14 protein-coding genes and 1 riboswitch are annotated in these 17,800 nt (G+C 54.9%); of the genes, 5 read left to right on the plus strand and 9 right to left on the minus strand.

Features of this window, described 5'->3' with window-relative positions:
• Positions 1 to 196 precede the first annotated feature (196 nt).
• Together murI and btuB are read right to left on the minus strand one after the other, a co-directional pair.
• Positions 197 to 1,048 carry a glutamate racemase gene (murI, locus tag IFU29_RS18980; RefSeq protein ID WP_191935287.1) on the minus strand — a complete coding sequence of 284 codons (852 nt, stop codon included), beginning with the start codon at positions 1,046 to 1,048 and terminating at the stop codon, positions 197 to 199.
• A complete protein-coding gene (gene btuB / locus IFU29_RS18985; RefSeq protein ID WP_191935385.1) occupies positions 993 to 2,870 on the minus strand; it encodes a TonB-dependent vitamin B12 receptor BtuB in 1,878 nt (625 codons plus the stop codon). Before btuB ends, murI begins: the two co-directional genes overlap by 56 nt.
• 67 nt (positions 2,871 to 2,937) lie before the next feature.
• Positions 2,938 to 3,119, minus strand: a riboswitch (cobalamin riboswitch).
• Positions 3,120 to 3,243: 124 nt separating this feature from the next.
• Between btuB and trmA the strand changes: the two genes are divergently transcribed.
• On the plus strand, positions 3,244 to 4,344 hold the full coding sequence (gene trmA, locus IFU29_RS18990) for a tRNA (uridine(54)-C5)-methyltransferase TrmA (protein ID WP_191935288.1): 1,101 nt from the start codon (positions 3,244 to 3,246) through the stop codon (positions 4,342 to 4,344).
• Positions 4,345 to 4,374: 30 nt separating this feature from the next.
• Here trmA and IFU29_RS18995 read toward each other — a convergent pair whose 3' ends face one another.
• Both IFU29_RS18995 and fabR read right to left on the minus strand, forming a co-directional pair.
• Complete coding sequence (locus IFU29_RS18995; protein ID WP_191935289.1) at positions 4,375 to 4,731, minus strand: YijD family membrane protein; 357 nt, start codon at positions 4,729 to 4,731, stop codon at positions 4,375 to 4,377.
• An 11-nt stretch (positions 4,732 to 4,742) separates the two neighbouring features.
• Complete coding sequence (fabR, locus tag IFU29_RS19000) at positions 4,743 to 5,384, minus strand: HTH-type transcriptional repressor FabR (RefSeq protein ID WP_062746761.1); 642 nt, start codon at positions 5,382 to 5,384, stop codon at positions 4,743 to 4,745.
• Positions 5,385 to 5,575: 191 nt separating this feature from the next.
• Here fabR and sthA point away from each other — a divergent pair, with 191 nt between their 5' ends.
• On the plus strand, positions 5,576 to 6,976 hold the full coding sequence (gene sthA / locus IFU29_RS19005; protein WP_191935290.1) for a Si-specific NAD(P)(+) transhydrogenase: 1,401 nt from the start codon (positions 5,576 to 5,578) through the stop codon (positions 6,974 to 6,976).
• On the opposite strand, the gene oxyR is transcribed toward sthA, so the two are convergent.
• Positions 6,950 to 7,879, minus strand: a complete 930-nt coding sequence (oxyR, locus tag IFU29_RS19010) for a DNA-binding transcriptional regulator OxyR (RefSeq protein ID WP_062746767.1) — start codon at positions 7,877 to 7,879, stop codon at positions 6,950 to 6,952. The genes sthA and oxyR overlap by 27 nt on opposite strands.
• A 137-nt stretch (positions 7,880 to 8,016) precedes the next feature.
• Here oxyR and IFU29_RS19015 point away from each other — a divergent pair, with 137 nt between their 5' ends.
• Positions 8,017 to 8,748 carry a glutathione peroxidase gene (locus IFU29_RS19015; RefSeq protein ID WP_062746769.1) on the plus strand — a complete coding sequence of 244 codons (732 nt, stop codon included), beginning with the start codon at positions 8,017 to 8,019 and terminating at the stop codon, positions 8,746 to 8,748.
• Between the two features lie 82 nt (positions 8,749 to 8,830).
• Here the strand turns inward: IFU29_RS19015 and argH are convergent, their stop codons facing one another.
• The 3 genes from argH to argB form a co-directional block, all read right to left on the minus strand.
• On the minus strand, positions 8,831 to 10,204 hold the full coding sequence (argH, locus tag IFU29_RS19020) for an argininosuccinate lyase (protein ID WP_191935291.1): 1,374 nt from the start codon (positions 10,202 to 10,204) through the stop codon (positions 8,831 to 8,833).
• Positions 10,205 to 10,296: 92 nt separating this feature from the next.
• On the minus strand, positions 10,297 to 11,511 hold the full coding sequence (locus tag IFU29_RS19025; protein ID WP_191935292.1) for an argininosuccinate synthase: 1,215 nt from the start codon (positions 11,509 to 11,511) through the stop codon (positions 10,297 to 10,299).
• 30 nt (positions 11,512 to 11,541) lie between these two features.
• Positions 11,542 to 12,318 (minus strand): acetylglutamate kinase, encoded by a 777-nt coding sequence (argB, locus tag IFU29_RS19030; RefSeq protein ID WP_191935386.1) that lies wholly within the window; start codon positions 12,316 to 12,318, stop codon positions 11,542 to 11,544.
• A 122-nt stretch (positions 12,319 to 12,440) separates the two neighbouring features.
• Between argB and argE the strand changes: the two genes are divergently transcribed.
• Positions 12,441 to 13,592 carry an acetylornithine deacetylase gene (gene argE / locus IFU29_RS19035; RefSeq protein ID WP_191935293.1) on the plus strand — a complete coding sequence of 384 codons (1,152 nt, stop codon included), beginning with the start codon at positions 12,441 to 12,443 and terminating at the stop codon, positions 13,590 to 13,592.
• A gap of 358 nt (positions 13,593 to 13,950) precedes the next feature.
• The gene (ppc, locus tag IFU29_RS19040) at positions 13,951 to 16,602 is read left to right on the plus strand and encodes a phosphoenolpyruvate carboxylase (protein WP_191935294.1); all 2,652 of its coding nucleotides are present in this window, start codon (positions 13,951 to 13,953) and stop codon (positions 16,600 to 16,602) included.
• A gap of 123 nt (positions 16,603 to 16,725) precedes the next feature.
• Here ppc and metF read toward each other — a convergent pair whose 3' ends face one another.
• Positions 16,726 to 17,625: a methylenetetrahydrofolate reductase gene (metF, locus tag IFU29_RS19045; protein WP_191935295.1), complete on the minus strand. Its 900-nt coding sequence runs from the start codon at positions 17,623 to 17,625 to the stop codon at positions 16,726 to 16,728.
• Between the last annotated feature and the right edge of the window lie 175 nt (positions 17,626 to 17,800).

The raw sequence follows: 17,800 nt of genomic DNA on the forward strand, positions 1-17,800 counted from the left end.
TTACGCTTTCCTCCTTCGGAGTCAACTTCTTTTTGAGAAGTTTTTCCGGCGCTATCAGTTACCTGATGCTGCTGACCCGGTAGCCTGTAAGCCGTTGTTCCGTGTCAGTGGAGGCGCAGTATAGGGATTTTCTGGCAGCTGACAAGGGTAAATTGCAAAAAACTTGCTGAGTGGTGATTTTTTACCCGAAACGTGGTTAAAGTGGTAATTTTTCGAGCTTACTGAAGCCATATCGTTGTAAAACGGGCATTAATTGTACCGCCTGCTCAGTAATATCCATACAGAACGCCATGTTTTCATCCTGCGAAAAAGCGTCTGGCGACTCATTTTCCAGTAACCACACCGTTCGACGCGCAATTGCCGCACCTGAATCGATTAAACGGGTACCTTCAGGGAGTACCTGCTGTAGCTCTTCACTAATAAGAGGGAAGTGCGTGCAGCCCAGGACGACGGTATCCGGTGGTTCCTGCATACGCAGCCACGGCTGCAATATGCGCTTCACGTCATCGATAGAAACAGGCTGTCCATGCAGTTTGGCCTCCGCCAGCTCTACCAACTCCGCCGATCCCAGCATCTCAGTCTTACATTCACTGCCAAAACGCGCCACCAGCTCATGCGTATAAGGACGCTTCACCGTCCCCCGGGTCGCCAGCAGGCCAACAACACCGTTACGGGTCAGACGCGCTGCCGGTTTTATAGCAGGAACCACACCGACAACAGGAAATGCAAAGCGCTCACGTAAAGCGGGCAGCGTGACGGTACTCGCTGAGTTACAGGCGATCACCACCAGGGCCAGGGGATAACGGCGGGTCACCGCTTCAACGATAGCGACCACACGCTCGACGATAAACGCTTCCGACTTTTCACCATAAGGGAAAGCGACATTATCGAACGCGTAGAGATAATGGAGATCCGGCAGTAATTTGCGGATCTCATCATAGACAGAAAGCCCACCGACACCGGAGTCAAAGACCAGCACGGTGGGGCGCGGTTTAGAAGGTGTAGCTGCCGCTGAGGTAGTATTCCCGTCCAGGGGTTTCATAGCCATACACTGTCTCGTATTCTTTATCGAACAGGTTGGCAATTCTACCACGAACGGTGAGATGGGATGTGACTGGATACGAAACCGCGAGATCCCACAAGCTTACCCCCCCCAATTTGGCCAGATCACCATTTGGATTTGTTGCATATTGACGGTCGTAGCGTTCACCCAGGTATTGATAACTCACTGACCAGTCGAAATTATACACCGTCCAGTCGAGCTGATACTTCACCTGCTGTTTAGCCCGACGCAGCAAAATCTCATTGGTTTCAGCATTACGCGGATCAACGTAATCATAGGAAATCTGATGAGATACCGAACCGATATCAAATGAAGCCGTTGCTTCAACACCTTTGATGGTCGCTTTATTGATATTGTAATAACCGCCGTTGGCACTACTGTAATCAATAAGGCTGTCGATATCGTTGCGATATCCGGAGACATGCCAGGTCACAGGGCCCGTTAAGCCTTCGAAGCCCCCTTCCCACTGCTTGCTCTCTTCAGGATCAAGATTGCTATTGCCGCCAAAAGAACCATAAAGCTGACCGAGATTGGGTGCCTTAAATGCCGTCCCGTAGCTGGCGATGAAACGATAACCCTCAATGAACTCCCAGGCCGCGCTGGACTGCCAGGTGTTATGCCAGCCGTAAACGGAGTGATCATCGCCACGAACGGCACCTTCCAGCGTCACTGGACCAAACATCTGCTGCCCGGTGGCATACAAACCCGTATTGGTCACTTCACGGCGGTCATTTACATAAGCAGTCCCTGGCTCAATGGACTGCTTCTGCCAGTCAACGCCGCCACCCACACTGCCCTGTCCCACGGCCACATTATTGGCCCACTGCAAATTATACTGCTGGGAGTCATCAAGTGTGGCAGAGGACGCATAGCGTCCCATATCAGGACTGTAATTATAATCTTTCGTGTGACTGTAGCTGGCGGTCAGATTGGAAGAATAGAGACCATTGTTGAAGCGGAGTCCACCATCCCAGGTCTGGCTATACAGCTGCCGGGTATCAACATAGGTATCGGGTTGAACATAGGTCGGGCTACCGTCATAGGCAGTACGGTTATCAAAGCCATAACCCCGAACAAAGGCACTAAAATCATCATTGATCTGATGTTCAATCGCGCCATAGATGTTCTTGCTCATAAACCCATCACGATCGGGTTGTGCAGTGTTGCCAAGTGCATCAGGGTAGTTAGCAACGACATCATAGCCTTTGGTGTAGGTATAGTTACCTGCAAGCGTCACCCGAGTATTCTGGCCCAGCATCTGCTGAGTGGAACCGTCGTAAGTCTGATAGCCGTTGGAACCAACCCCTGCCGCAAGCGTCGTACCATCCTTAGTGCGCGTGGTAATGATGTTGAGTACCCCTCCAATGGCATCAGAACCATAGACTGCTGAACGTGCTCCACGTATATATTCAATCCGCTGAACCAGTGAAATTGGGATCTGGCTGAGATCGGAAGCACCGCTGATCCCCGCCTGATTAAGGCGCACACCATCAATTAAGATCAGAACATGGCTGGAGTTAGTGCCACGAATAAACAGTGAGCTTTGCTGGCCCATTCCACCATTTTGAGCAATATCGACACCCGGCAGGCGACGCATCACATCCGTCAGCGTTTTTGACTGCCAGCGGTCGATCTGCTCTTTCGTGACCACCGTGGTAGGGGCCAATACAGAAGAGACTGGCTGTTCAAAACGATTCGCAGTCACAACCTGCGTTTCTTCGTTACGGTCCTGTGCAAAGCCGTTTTGCGCCCAGAGGGAAATTGCCGTAGCGCTAAACGCCAGCAGCGAGTTTTTAGTTGTTATCATCATCAAGCATCCAAAAGATGTGCAGGATGCCGCAGGCATACGATCGATAGCACGCGATGATCGTAAAAAATGCGACGTTCATCCGGCAGGTCTTCGGGCTCAGAATCCTTAAGTGGCAATGACTTCCCGTCATAAGACAGTGTCTGCATTACGCTATTGTCACGACATTCTATACCGCTGCGCGTCAGCTCCAGATTTACACTGGATTCCCTTTTAACTCGTTGGGAGGCCGGAGGCCGCATTTTATGTACAAATATATTAGAAGTCCAGATATCCAGACATCCATAATGAATGAAGAGTGGACAACGCTGGACATGAGATAAAGATTCCCTACAATCGCCCGGCTATATCCGCCAAATACCCAGGAATCACCATGACACCCGAACAACTGCCTGTTGAACAGTATGATGACCAGCTCACTGAGAAAGTGACACGACTGACGTCGATGATGTCCGCATTTAACGCGCCCGAAGTCGAAATCTTCCGTTCTCCGGTCAGCCATTATCGGATGCGTGCCGAATTCCGTATCTGGCATGATGGCGACGACCTGTACCATATTATTTTCGATCAGGAGACGCACAACCGCATCCGGGTCGACAGCTTCCCGGCGGCCAGTGAGCTGATTAACCGCCTGATGCCCCGCATGATCGCGGCCGTGCGCGACCAGCGTGCGCTGCGCTTTAAACTGTTCCAGATAGATTATTTATCGACGGTCAGCGGGCAGGTGGTAGTTTCTCTGCTCTATCACCGTAAGCTGGATGAAGAGTGGCAGCAGGCAGCCACGCTGCTGCGCGACGCGCTGCGTGCGGAAGGTTTCGATCTGCATTTGATCGGCCGCGCCACTAAAACCAAAATCTGTCTGGACCAGGATTTCGTTGATGAGCGTCTGATGGTGGACGGCCGTGAGATGATCTATCGCCAGGTAGAAAACAGCTTTACGCAGCCCAATGCGGCAATGAATGTGAAGATGCTGGAATGGGCGCTGGATGCCACGCGCGATTCTCGCGGCGACCTGCTGGAGTTGTACTGCGGCAACGGCAACTTCTCACTGGCACTGGCGCGTAACTTCCGCCGTGTGCTGGCAACGGAAATCGCCAAACCGTCAGTCGCCTCTGCTCAGTACAATATCGCGGTAAACCAGATTGATAACGTACAGATTATCCGAATGGCGGCAGAAGAGTTTACTCAGGCAATGAACGGAGACAGAAGCTTCAGAAGGCTGGAAGGTATCGATCTGAGCAGCTATGAGTGCGAAACCATTTTCGTCGACCCGCCGCGCAGTGGTCTGGATGAAGAAACGGTGAAGATGGTGCAGGCGTATCCGCGCATTCTGTATATTTCCTGTAATCCGACGACGCTGTGCGAGAACCTGGCAACGCTGTCCGACACCCATGAGATCGCTCGTCTGGCGCTGTTTGACCAGTTCCCCTACACCCATCATATGGAGTGCGGCGTACTACTGACCCGCCGCTAATCTGGCCCGGGCGATGCGGATCGCCCGATGTTACTGGCTATTTTTACGCGCACGCCACTTCGTAGCAATCCAGAACACCACCACCACCATCAGGATGGTCGGCACAAAGTTAGAGCCAATATCCGGGTATTCTGCCCGGACGATGGCGCTGTACACCAGAATCCCCAGCAGGAAAAAGCCGGCAGCCAGCGAAGGCATTCCTTCAGGCATGGCACGATTCAGGTAGCGCTGATGCAGGCACCATGCAGCCAGGCCGAGCGCGATCAACGGGAAAACTGAAAAGGGCACCAGAGAACTGAACAGCGCCGAAAAGGTACCGTTAATGGAAAGTCCGGTAATAAAGGTCAGCAGCAGTGTTCCTTTGTCCCGGCCCGTTGCTAAATTCATGTCACCCCCTGCTAGTCTTTGGATTCCAGCGTAACTGCCAGCTTTTCCTGCTCACGACGGTACCAGTAATAGGCACCCTTCGAGATCATACGCAGCTGCAGCACCAGTCGTTCTTCCAGCTGACGCCGCTGATCGGCATCAATATCCAGCGCTTCCGCACCGGCGTTAAATACGATAATCACCATCGCTTCAGCCTGCGCCTCGGTGAAGCTGCGCGGCATGCGGTTTTCGATTTCCAGATAGTCAGCCAGTTCGGCGATAAAATGCTGAATCTCACGCGCAACGGCAGCACGGAAAGCCGATGACGTTCCGGATCGTTCACGCAGCAACAGGCGAAACGCATTGGGATTGTCGCCAATAAATTCCATAAAGGTAGAAACCGACGTTCGGATAACGCTGCCACCTTTGGCAATACGCTGACGTGCCTGACGCATAAGCTGTCGCAGCATCAGGCCGCTTTCATCCACCATCGTTAGCCCCAATTCATCTACATCACGAAAGTGACGATAGAATGACGTCGGGGCAATACCCGCCTCCCTGGCGACTTCCCGCAGGCTGAGGCTGGCAAAACTACGTTCGGCGCTTAGTTGACTAAATGCCGCTTCGATAAGTGAACGCCGTGTACGTTCTTTTTGCTGCGCTCTGACGCCCATTTTTCTGCCTGTTTAGCCTGCAAGTGGGCACTATAGCAAAAATTTCAGCGTACAGTGGGCCAAACTTTGTGACCGCCTGTTAACTCACTCATTTGGCAAATGATGGCAAAAAGCACGGTTAGAATTGGGAACTGCGGCGCGAGATGTTAGAATCTCGTTGTAAAATTGTATAAAAAATAGGACGTATTGGTATGCAACAGTCTTATGATTACGACGCCATCGTGATTGGTTCCGGCCCTGGCGGTGAAGGTGCTGCGATGGGCCTGGTCAAACAGGGCGCACGTATTGCCGTTATCGAGCGCTATCACAATATCGGTGGCGGATGTACACACTGGGGGACGATCCCTTCTAAAGCGCTGCGCCATGCCGTCAGCCGCATTATCGAATTCAATCAGAATCCCCTGTATAGCGACCACACGCGTCTTCTGCGTTCTTCTTTTGCTGATATTCTGAACCATACTGAAAACGTTATCAGCCAGCAAACCCGCATGCGTCAGGGGTTCTACGAGCGCAACCACTGTGAACTGTTCCAGGGCGATGCCCGTTTTGTTGATGCCAACACCATCGAAATAGAAAGCCATGACGGCACGGTCGAGCGTCTGACCGCCGGAAAGTTTGTGATTGCCTGTGGTTCACGCCCTTACCATCCGCCGGATGTCGATTTTAGCCACCCACGCATCTATGACAGCGACTCCATCCTCAACCTGCACCATGAACCGGACCATGTGATTATCTATGGTGCCGGCGTGATCGGCTGCGAGTATGCGTCGATTTTCCGTGGCCTGTCGGTCAAAGTGGATCTGATTAACACCCGCGACCGTCTGCTGGCCTTCCTCGATCAGGAAATGTCCGACTCGCTCTCTTATCACTTCTGGAATAATGGTGTGGTGATTCGCCATAATGAAGAGTTTGAGAAAATTGAAGGGGTGGCAGATGGCGTGATTATGCATCTGAAATCCGGCAAGAAACTCAAGGCAGACTGCCTGTTGTACGCCAATGGACGCACCGGGAACACCGACTCACTGTCGCTGGACACTGTCGGACTGGAAGCGGATGGTCGTGGCCTGTTGAAAGTGAACAGCATGTACCAGACAGCACAGCCGCATATTTACGCGGTGGGAGATGTGATTGGTTACCCCAGCCTGGCCTCTGCGGCCTACGATCAGGGACGTATCGCCGCCCAGGCGATGATCAAAGGCGAAGCGACCGCGCACCTGATTGAAGACATTCCGACCGGTATCTACACCATCCCGGAAATCAGCTCCGTCGGGAAAACCGAACAGCAGCTGACAGCGATGAAAGTGCCCTACGAAGTGGGTCGTGCACAGTTCAAACACCTGGCGCGTGCGCAGATTGTCGGAATGAACGTCGGGAGTCTGAAGATCCTGTTCCACCGCGAGACCAAAGAGATCCTCGGCATTCACTGCTTTGGTGAGCGTGCTGCGGAGATCATCCACATTGGTCAGGCGATTATGGAACAGAAAAACGGTGGCAACACGATTGAGTACTTCGTCAATACCACCTTTAACTATCCGACGATGGCGGAAGCCTACCGGGTTGCAGCGTTAAACGGCCTGAACCGCCTGTTTTAACGCGCCGCCGTTCATGACCGCCTGCATATGCTCGCGGATCTCCTCTGCCAGTTGCTCATAGCGGCCGCGCAGAGGGGAACCCGGGCGATACACTAACGCGATGGTGCGTTGTGGTACCGGCTTATAGCAGTCCAGGTAACACACCCCGTCGCGCACTCGCTCTTTCGGTACCGCCAGCGAAGGCAACAGCGTAATGCCGCTGCCCGCTGCCACCATATTGCGCAGCGTTTCCAGGCTGGTCGCGCGGAAGTGCGTGTCTTCATCTGCTCCGGCCTGGAAGCAGAAGCCCATCGCCTGGTCGCGCAGACAGTGACCGTCTTCCAGCATTAACAGCTTTTCACCGGAAAGATCCGACATCGGTACGCGATCGCGGTCATGCCACGGGTGATCGGCATAGATCGCCAGTTTCATTGGCTCATCAAACAGGGGCACTTCAATAAAGGCTTCTGACTCTTTCACCAGCGCCAGGATGGCACAGTCCAGCTTGCCGCTGTCGAGCTGCGCCAGCAGCTGCTGGGTCTGCGCTTCGTGCAGATACATCTCCAGCTTCGGAAACGTTTTATGCAGCGTGGGAATAATCTGCGGCAGCAGGTACGGGCCCACGGTCGGGATCAGCCCAATATGCATCGGGCCTGACATCGCCTCACCCTGCTGGCTGGCCATTTCCTTCAGTACTTTCACTTCCCGCAGCACGGTGCGGGCCTGATCCACCAGCAGCAGACCGGCCTGAGTGAACAGTACCTTACGGCTGGTGCGCTCCAGCAGCATCACGCCCAGCTCATCCTCCAGCTTACGAATCTGGCCGCTTAACGTCGGCTGACTCACATGGCAGGCATCGGCTGCACGACGAAAATGGCGATGTTCTGCCAGCGAAACCAGATACTCCAGATCACGTATATTCATCTTATCCTCTCTTTCACGATAGTTCGTGACGATAGATAGCATAGCAACCAACGATTATCCCTATCAAGCATCAATAAAGATAATGTGCCGGTGCAGAAAGGGAGCACACCTAATTTTTATAACGTTGAGGTCTTTTTATGTTTGCTAGTCAGGAAGGTAAGTCTATCCCGCAGGTCACTTTTCACACGCGTCAGGGCGACAGTTGGGTCGATGTCACCACTGATGAGCTGTTTAAAGACAAAACAGTGATCGTTTTTTCTCTGCCGGGTGCTTTTACCCCCACCTGTTCATCCAGCCATCTGCCGCGCTATAACGAACTGGCGGACGTGTTCGGGCAACATGGCGTGGACAGCATCCTGTGCGTGTCAGTCAATGACACCTTTGTAATGAACGCCTGGAAAGCCGATCAGCGCGCCGGCAACATCACCTTCATTCCCGATGGCAACGGTGATTTCACCCGGGGCATGGAGATGCTGGTGGAAAAAGCCGACCTCGGCTTTGGCCCCCGCTCATGGCGTTATTCCATGCTGGTGCGTAACGGCGTGGTTGAGAAGATGTTTGTTGAACCGAATAAGCCGGGCGATCCGTTTGAAGTGTCCGATGCGGATACCATGCTGCGTTATGTAGCACCGGAGTTTAAAGTGCAGGAGTCCGTTTCCCTGTTCAGCAAGCCGGGCTGCCCGTTCTGTGCCAAAGCCAAGCAGATGCTGTTAGATCGCGGGATCGCGTTTGAAGAAATCGTTCTGGGTCAGGATGCCACCACCGTCAGCCTGCGTGCCGTGACGGGACGCGCTACCGTGCCTCAGGTGTTTATTGGCGGTCGCCATATTGGCGGCAGTGATGATTTAGAGCAATTCTTCGCGGCATAATGAAGGGGGACGGCCTGCATTTCGGGTCGTCCCTTTCACGTCAGGCGGGCTGACCCAAAAAAGAAGGTCAGCCCCTCGCACATTATCCGAGGCGCTGCTTCGCTTCAGTGATGGCGGTTGATACCTGATGCGGAGAGACACCGCCTTTAGCGTTACGTTTGTCCAGGCAGGACTGCAGCGACAGGAAGGGATAAACATCTTCTGCAATCACGCTGCTGAACTTCTGCAGGTCAGACAGCGCCAGTGCTTCCAGCGCTACACCCTGCTTAATCGCTTCCACCACGGTTTCACCGACAATATGGTGCGCTTCACGGAACGGTACGCCTTTGGCGACCAGGTAATCCGCCAGTTCGGTCGAGTTTGCATAACCCTGTTCGGCGGCTTCCTGACAACGCGGGCGCTTCACCTGAATACCCTCCAGAACCAGCGCGGCCATATGCAGGCAGTCAGACCAGGTATCGAGTGCATCGAACAGTCCTTCTTTGTCCTCCTGCATATCTTTATTGTATGCCAGCGGCAGACCTTTCAGCGTCATACTCATGGCGGTCAGTGCCCCCTGTACGCGGCCAACCTTGCCACGGATCAGTTCCAGCGCGTCCGGGTTTTTCTTCTGCGGCATCAGCGAGGAGCCCGACGTCACTTTATCAGACAGCTCAACAAAGCCCGCCTCACCCGTATTGAAGAAGATCAGATCCTCGGCAAAACGCGACAGGTGTACCATGCCGATAGAAGCATCTGAGAGCAGTTCCAGCACGTGATCGCGGTCGGATACGGTATCCAGACTGTTACGGGTGGCGGAGGCAAAGCCTAACCATCCAGCCAGCTGTTCGCGGTCGATCTCATACGCGGTTCCGGCCAGGGCACCGCAGCCCAGCGGGCTGACGTCCAGTCGTTTCAGCGTATCCTGCAGACGGCTTTCATCACGCGCCAGCATCTCAACATAGGCCAGACACCAGTGGGCAAACGTCACCGGCTGCGCGCGCTGCAGGTGGGTGTAACCCGGCATAACCGCGTCCTGGTTGGCTTCTGCAGTAGCGATCAGTGCCTGCTGGAACTGACGTGTGGCAGTCAACAGTTCGCTGACCTGCGCTTTACACCACAGTTTCAGGTCGGTCGCGACCTGGTCATTACGGCTACGGCCAGTATGGAGTTTTTTACCCAGCGAACCGACTTTGTCGATCAGCTTCCCTTCCACCCAGCTGTGAATATCTTCGGCGTCGCTTTCCAGAATTTGCTGTGGGTTCGCGCGCACATCTTCCAACAGAGCATTCAGCGCCACTTCCAGCTGCTGCTGCTCGTCTGCGGTTAACACATTGACCGTCACCAGCGCTTTGGACCAGGCAACGGAACCAGTGATGTCCTGCTCTGCCAGACGATAGTCGAAGCGCAGTGAGTCATTGAAAAGCTTGAAACGTTGATCTGCTGCCTGCGTAAACCGTCCACCCCAAAGTGCCATGCTCAGTACTCCATTCAAATAATGTAATAAGGGCGGCACAGGTGCCGCCCCTACGAATGCCTGTAGGGGCGAGTGGCCTCGCCCGGAAAAGATTACTTCTTCTCGTTCAGCGCGCGAATGCGTGAAGACAGAGAGAACAGACGGATAAAGCCGCCTGCGTGACGGTGATCGTACACTTCGTCTTCACCGAAGGTGGCAAACTCTTCAGAGTAGAGGCTGTTAGCCGATTTCTTCTGGATCGCCGTTACCTGACCTTTGTACAGCTGCAGCACCACTTCGCCATTCACTTCTTCTGCCAGTGCCGCCGCGGAAGCCTGAATGGATTTACGCAGCGGTGCGAACCAGCGGCCATCGTAAACCACATAGGACATTTCCAGGCCAAGCTGCTCACGCCATTTGAAGCTGTCGCGATCCAGAACCAGCTGCTCAACCGCACGCAGCGCATTCACCATGATGGTACCGCCAGGGGTTTCGTAGCAGCCGCGGGACTTGATGCCCACCAGACGGTTTTCCACGATATCGATACGACCGACGCCGTGACGGGCACCGATGGCATTCAGTTTGTCCAGGCAGCCAAATGGGCTTAACGCTTCGCCGTTCACCGCGACGACGCGCCCTTTCTCAACGGTAACGGTTACCTGCTCAGGCTGATCCGGGGCTTCCAGTGGATCCACAGTCCATACCCAGCAGTCTTTGTTCGGGGCATTCCACGGGCTTTCCAGCACGCCGCCTTCGGTAGAAATATGCCAGGCGTTTTCATCACGGCTGTAGATTTTTTCCAGCGACGCGGTGGTCGGAATATTACGCTCTTTCAGGTAATCCAGCAGGGCTTCACGGGAACGCAGGTTCCACTCACGCCATGGCGCGACGACTTTCAACTGTGGGGCCAGCGCAGTGTAAGTGGTTTCAAAACGCACCTGGTCATTGCCTTTACCGGTTGCGCCGTGGCACAGGGCATCTGCGCCCACTTTCAGCGCCAGCTCAACCTGCGCTTTAGCAATAATCGGGCGCGCCATTGAGGTGCCCAGCAGGTAAGTCCCTTCGTACAGGGCACCGGTCTGCAGCACAGGATAAACGTACTCGCTGATGAACTCTTCGCGCAGATCCACCACATGGCACTCAGACGCACCGGACTGCAGCGCTTTCTGCTCCACGCCTTCCAGATCGCCGCGCTCCTGGCCGATATCCGCCACGAATGCCACCACTTCACAGCCGCCGTAGTTCTCTTTCAGCCATGGAATGATGGCCGAAGTATCCAGACCGCCAGAGTAAGCCAGTACGATTTTCTTGATGCTTTTGTCTTGCATTGTCTCTTCCTTAAATGAATACGTTACTAATTAAGCGAGGATACGGGTGCCGATGGACACGCCGTTAAATAAGGTTGGCAGCTGTTCGGCATGGCGCCAGCTGGCGATATCCACCGGGCGGCCCAGCGTACGGGCGGCTTCCAGCGCAGCATTAACTTTGACGATCATCCCGTCAGTGATCACGCCATCGGCGATCAGCTGTTCGGCTTTCTCTGCCGTCATCTCTTCAATACGCTGCTTGTCAGCATCCAGAATACCGCTGACATCAGAAAGCAGGATCAGGTCCGCCCCCAGCGTGGCAGCCAGCGCCGTCGCGGCCTGGTCGGCGTTAACGTTCATCAGCAGGCCATCGGCAGTGATGCCAATCGAGCTGACGACCGGCAGATAGCCCGCACCCAGCAGCGTATTTATCAGGTGGGGAGAACCCGGCGTGGCCAGCCCCACATGGCCCAGTTCATCGTCAAACTGCGCCACATCAACGCTGCCGCCGTCACCCAAGCACAGACCAACGGCATCAATGCCATGTTTTTTTGACCAGGCCAGCAGGGTTTTGTTCGCTGTACCCGCCAGGGCCCCGGTGATAATGTCAATCTGGTCGGCGGGTGTGACGCGCAGTCCGTTTTTTTTCTTCACCGGCAGCGACAGCTTGCTCATCAGTTCATCGACCAGGCAGCCGCCACCGTGAACGATCAGCAACGGGCGCTGATGCGTGGTACGGTAGCTGGCCAGAGCAGTAAACAGACGCTCCAGCGCCTCTTCGCTGTCCAGCAGCACACCGCCTAACTTGATAATTAACGGATGGGTCATCAACTCAACTCGCTCTCTGTGATAGATAGAATTTTCGGTTTCCATCTGGCCGCCGATATTGTATTTTTATTCACTATTAGTGCATGAATATTGATACTATCCTAACCCAAGGACTGTCAACAGTGAAGACAAAATTACCCCCTTTTCTTGAGATTTACCGCCAACTGATTGCAACGCCATCAATCAGCGCCACCGACAGTGCGCTCGACCAGAGCAATGAAACTTTAATCAATTTACTGGCAGGCTGGTTCCGCGATATCGGCTTCAGCGTGGAAGTCCAGCCGGTACCCGGCACGCGCAATAAATTCAATATGCTGGCCAGGAGCGGTCAGGGTGCAGGCGGTCTGCTGCTGGCCGGTCATACCGACACCGTGCCATTCGACGATGGCCGCTGGACGCGCGATCCATTCACCCTGAGTGAGCATGACAATAAGCTCTACGGGCTGGGCACGGCCGACATGAAAGGCTTCTTCGCCTTCATCTTAGAGACCCTGCGTGATATTGACGTGTCAGCGCTGAAAAAACCGCTTTATATTCTCGCCACTGCCGATGAAGAAACCACCATGGCGGGCGCGAAGTTCTTCTCTGAAACCACCAGCCTGCGCCCGGACTGTGCGATTATCGGCGAGCCCACCTCCCTGAAACCCGTACGTGCGCACAAAGGCCATATTTCTAATGTGATCCGTATTCAGGGTCAGTCAGGCCACTCCAGCGATCCGGGCCGCGGGGTCAATGCTATTGAACTGATGCATGAGTCGATCACCCAGTTGATGGAACTGCGCAATACGCTGAAAACACGCTATCACCACGATGGCTTTGCCATCCCCTACCCAACGATGAACTTGGGCCATATCAGCGGCGGCGACGCAGCCAACAGGATCTGCGCCTGCTGTGAGCTGCATATGGATATCCGCCCACTGCCGGGCCTGACGTTGAGCGATCTTGACGGTCTGCTGAATGAGGCGCTGGCTCCCGTCAGTGCGCGCTGGCCGGGCCGTCTGACCGTGGGTGAGCTGCACCCGCCGATCCCGGGCTATGAGTGTCCGCGTGAACATCAGCTGGTTCAGGTGGTAGAAAAACTGCTGGGGACAGAAACAGAGGTGGTGAATTACTGCACCGAGGCCCCCTTCATCCAGCAGATCTGCCCGACGCTGGTTTTAGGCCCGGGTTCCATCGATCAGGCGCATCAGCCGGACGAATTTATTGATACCGCGTTCATTAAACCGACCCGCGAACTGATCGCCCAGGTGGTGCATCATTTTTGCCATCATTAGGTCGGTTTAACCAAAATACTTCGGGTTTCAGGGGGACGACAGGCCCGTCAGTCCCCATCACGATGTGACGGGGGTAAAGGTGCCCGGCCCATACCTTTCCAGGGTAAGAATGAGGCACAAAAGGGACAATTGGCTGCAAAAACAGCGGGTTGCCCCTGATTTCAATTATTCCGGATGATAAGAATAACTTATCTCGTTCTGCTGTAATTAAATTTCATAAATTCCGGCTATTTAGCGTCACGATGCGGTGTATTTAAGTCAATTGACGAATGGTTGCGAACGTGGCTAGATAAAAGACAACGTTATGCCCACTGGGGTGAAAGATAGTTACAAATACAAGAAGGGTGTCAGGGATCATATGAACGAACAATATTCCGCAATGCGAAGTAATGTCAGTATGCTCGGCAAACTGCTCGGGGATACTATTAAGGATGCACTGGGAGAGAACATCCTGGACCGGGTAGAAACCATCCGTAAGCTCTCGAAGTCATCACGTGCGGGAAATGATGCCCACCGTCAGGAACTGCTGACCACGCTGCAAAATTTGTCCAATGATGAACTGCTGCCGGTAGCCCGTGCATTCAGTCAGTTCCTCAACCTGACCAACGTAGCCGAGCAGTACCACACCATTTCGCCAAAAGGCGAAGGTGCGAATCACCCTGAACTGCTGGCCGGTACCTTTGAGCGTCTGAAGCAGCAGCCAGACCTGACCGAAGCCGCCGTTCGCGAAGCGATTGAATCCCTGTCGCTGGAACTTGTTCTGACCGCCCACCCGACTGAAATCACCCGCCGTACCCTGATCCATAAACTGGTCGAAGTGAACAGCTGCCTGCAGCAACTGGATCACAATGACCTGTCTGACTATGACCATGGCAAGATCATGCGCCGCCTGCGCCAGCTGGTGGCCCAGGCCTGGCATACCGATGAAATTCGTAAATATCGCCCCACGCCCGTGGATGAAGCCAAGTGGGGCTTTGCGGTGGTGGAAAACAGCCTGTGGGAAGGCGTACCGCAGTTCCTGCGCGAGCTGAATGAGCAGGTCGAAGCCGCCTTTGGCTATACCCTGCCAGTTGATTTTGTGCCGGTGAAGTTTACCTCCTGGATGGGCGGTGACCGCGACGGCAACCCGAATGTGACGGCCGATATCACCCGCCATGTCCTGCAGCTCAGTCGCTGGAAAGCCACCGACCTGTTCCTGCGTGATATCGCCGTACTGGTCTCTGAGCTGTCGATGTCAGAATGTACGCCGGAAGTACGTGAGCTGTGCGGTAACCCGGACGCGCTGGAGCCTTACCGCGAGATCATGAAAAACCTGCGTGGCCAGCTGATGAGCACCCAGGCTTATCTGGAACGCCGCCTGAAGGGCGAGCGCCTGCCGCGCCCGGACAACCTGCTGATCTCCAACGATCAGCTGTGGGAACCGCTGTACACCTGCTACCAGTCACTGCAGGCCTGTGGCATGGGCATTATTGCCAACGGTCAGCTGCTCGACACCCTGCGTCGCGTGAAGTGCTTTGGCGTGCCGCTGGTGCGTATTGACCTCCGCCAGGAAAGTAACCGCCATACTGAAGCCATTGCTGAAATCACCCGCTATCTCGGCCTGGGCGATTACGAGAGTTGGTCAGAAGCTGACAAGCAGGCTTTCCTGATCCGCGAACTGAGCTCCAAACGTCCGCTGATGCCACGCCAGTGGGAGCCGAGTGCCGATACGAAAGAGGTGCTGGATACCTGTCGCGTAGCGGCGGATGCACCGCAGGGCTCGATTGCCGCCTACGTCATCTCCATGGCGAAAACGCCGTCAGACGTGCTGGCCGTTCATCTGCTGCTAAAAGAGGCAGGTATTCCTTATGCGATGCCGGTGGCCCCGCTGTTTGAAACCCTCGAGGATCTGAACAACGCCAACGATGTCATGAGCCAGCTGCTGAATATCGACTGGTATCGCGGCCTGATTCAGGGCAAGCAGATGGTGATGATCGGCTATTCCGACTCGGCGAAGGACGCGGGCGTTATGGCAGCAAGCTGGGCACAGTATCAGGCTCAGGATGCGCTGATCAAAACCTGCGAGAAAGCCGGTATTACCCTGACGCTGTTCCACGGACGCGGCGGCTCCATCGGCCGTGGCGGTGCGCCGGCACATGCGGCGCTTCTGTCGCAGCCCCCGGGCAGCCTGAAAGGCGGCCTGCGCGTGACCGAACAGGGTGAGATGATCCGCTTTAAATACGGTCTGCCGGAAGTCACTATCAGCAGTCTGTCGCTGTATACCGGGGCGATCCTCGAAGCTAACCTGCTGCCACCGCCGGAGCCGAAGCCCGAGTGGAACAGCATCATGGACCAGCTGTCTGATGTGTCCTGCAAAATGTACCGGGGCTACGTGCGTGAACACGAAGACTTCGTGCCTTACTTCCGTTCTGCCACTCCGGAGCTGGAGCTGGCCAAGCTGCCACTGGGCTCACGTCCGGCGAAGCGTCGCCCGACCGGCGGTGTTGAGTCGCTGCGTGCCATTCCGTGGATTTTCGCCTGGACACAGAATCGCCTGATGCTGCCCGCCTGGCTGGGTGCCGGTGCCGCGCTGCAGAAAGCGATGGAAGAGGGTCATCAGGAAACGCTGGAAACCATGTGCCGCGACTGGCCGTTCTTCTCGACCCGCCTGGGAATGCTGGAAATGGTGTTCTCGAAGGCTGACCTGTGGCTGGCTGAATACTACGATCAGCGTCTGGTGGATAAATCCCTGTGGTCGCTGGGCAAACAGCTGCGCGATCAGCTGGACTCCGATATCAAAGCCGTGCTGACCATTGCCAACGATTCGCACCTGATGGCCGACCAGCCGTGGATTGCCGAGTCGATTGCCCTGCGTAACGTCTACACTGACCCGCTGAACGTTCTGCAGGCGGAGCTGTTACACCGTTCGCGTCAGCAGGAAGCGGCGGGCGCAGAGCCGGATGCCCGCGTTGAGCAGGCATTGATGGTGACCATCGCCGGCGTAGCGGCGGGAATGCGTAACACGGGTTAAGCCGACTGCAGAGGGCGATCGGAAAAGGATCGCCCTCACAACCAGCAGGCGTAGACCTTCATTTTCGGTCTGCCCCTGACAATAAAAAAGGACGCTTATGCGTCCTTTTTTTTGTCGCGGTGATCAGGCGACGGCCAGACCCGGGCGGACGCCCAGCGTATGGCAGATGGCATAACTCATCTCCGCACGGTTCAGGGTGTAGAAGTGAAAATCTTTCACCCCTTCGCGGCTGAGAATTTTTACCATATCCATCGCGACGTTAGCACCGACCATTTTGCGGGTTTCCGGGTCGTTATCCAGCCCTTCAAACATACTGGTCATCCAGCCCGGCACGCGGACGTTCGTCATCGTGGCGAAGCGCTGTAGTTGCCTGAAATTCGACACCGGCAGAATGCCCGGAACGATTTCAACATCAATGCCGGTGGATACGCAGCGGTCACGAAAGCGCAAATAGCTCTCCACATCGAAGAAGAACTGGGTGATAGCCCGGTTGGCCCCCGCATCAATTTTACGCTTCAGGTTGATCAGGTCAGCCTGAGCGCTCTTCGCCTCCGGGTGCACTTCCGGATAAGCGGCCACCGAGATATCAAAATCCCCCACGTCCTTGAGCAGCGAGACCAGATCGGCACCGTACATTTCCGGCTTGCCCCCGCCCGGCGGCAGGTCGCCGCGCAGAGCGACGATATGGCGAATGCCGTTATCCCAGTAGTCACGGGCAATATGACGTAACTCATCGCGTGTCGCGTCAATACAGGTCAGGTGAGGGGCCGCTTCCAGACCGGTACGGTCTTTGATCCCTTTGATAATGCTGTGGGTCCTGTCACGTTCACCGGAGTTAGCCCCGTAAGTGACCGAGACAAATTTTGGCTTCAGGCTGCTGAGGCGATCGATAGAGCTCCACAGGGTGTCTTCCATTTCGCTGGTGCGCGGCGGAAAGAACTCAAAGGAGACGTTAATTTGCCCGCTGATTTCGGCAAGACTCTGGTTCAGTGCTTCGCGCTGATTTGCGTGGAAAAAACTCATACCCGTTTACCTCATCGATCGCTGATCATGATAAATCGCTGTCTTAACGTCTATCCGTTTAGACGTCCAGACATTCAAAATGCCGCAAATCGATTAATCAGTCAACAGTTAAATGATGACCTGACGTGACAAATTCTCAACGAAGATGAGGAAACTTCATGCAGGGAAGGAAGAA

Source organism: Erwinia persicina (genome assembly GCF_014838825.1).
GTDB classification, from domain to species: Bacteria; Pseudomonadota; Gammaproteobacteria; order Enterobacterales; family Enterobacteriaceae; genus Erwinia; species Erwinia persicina_A.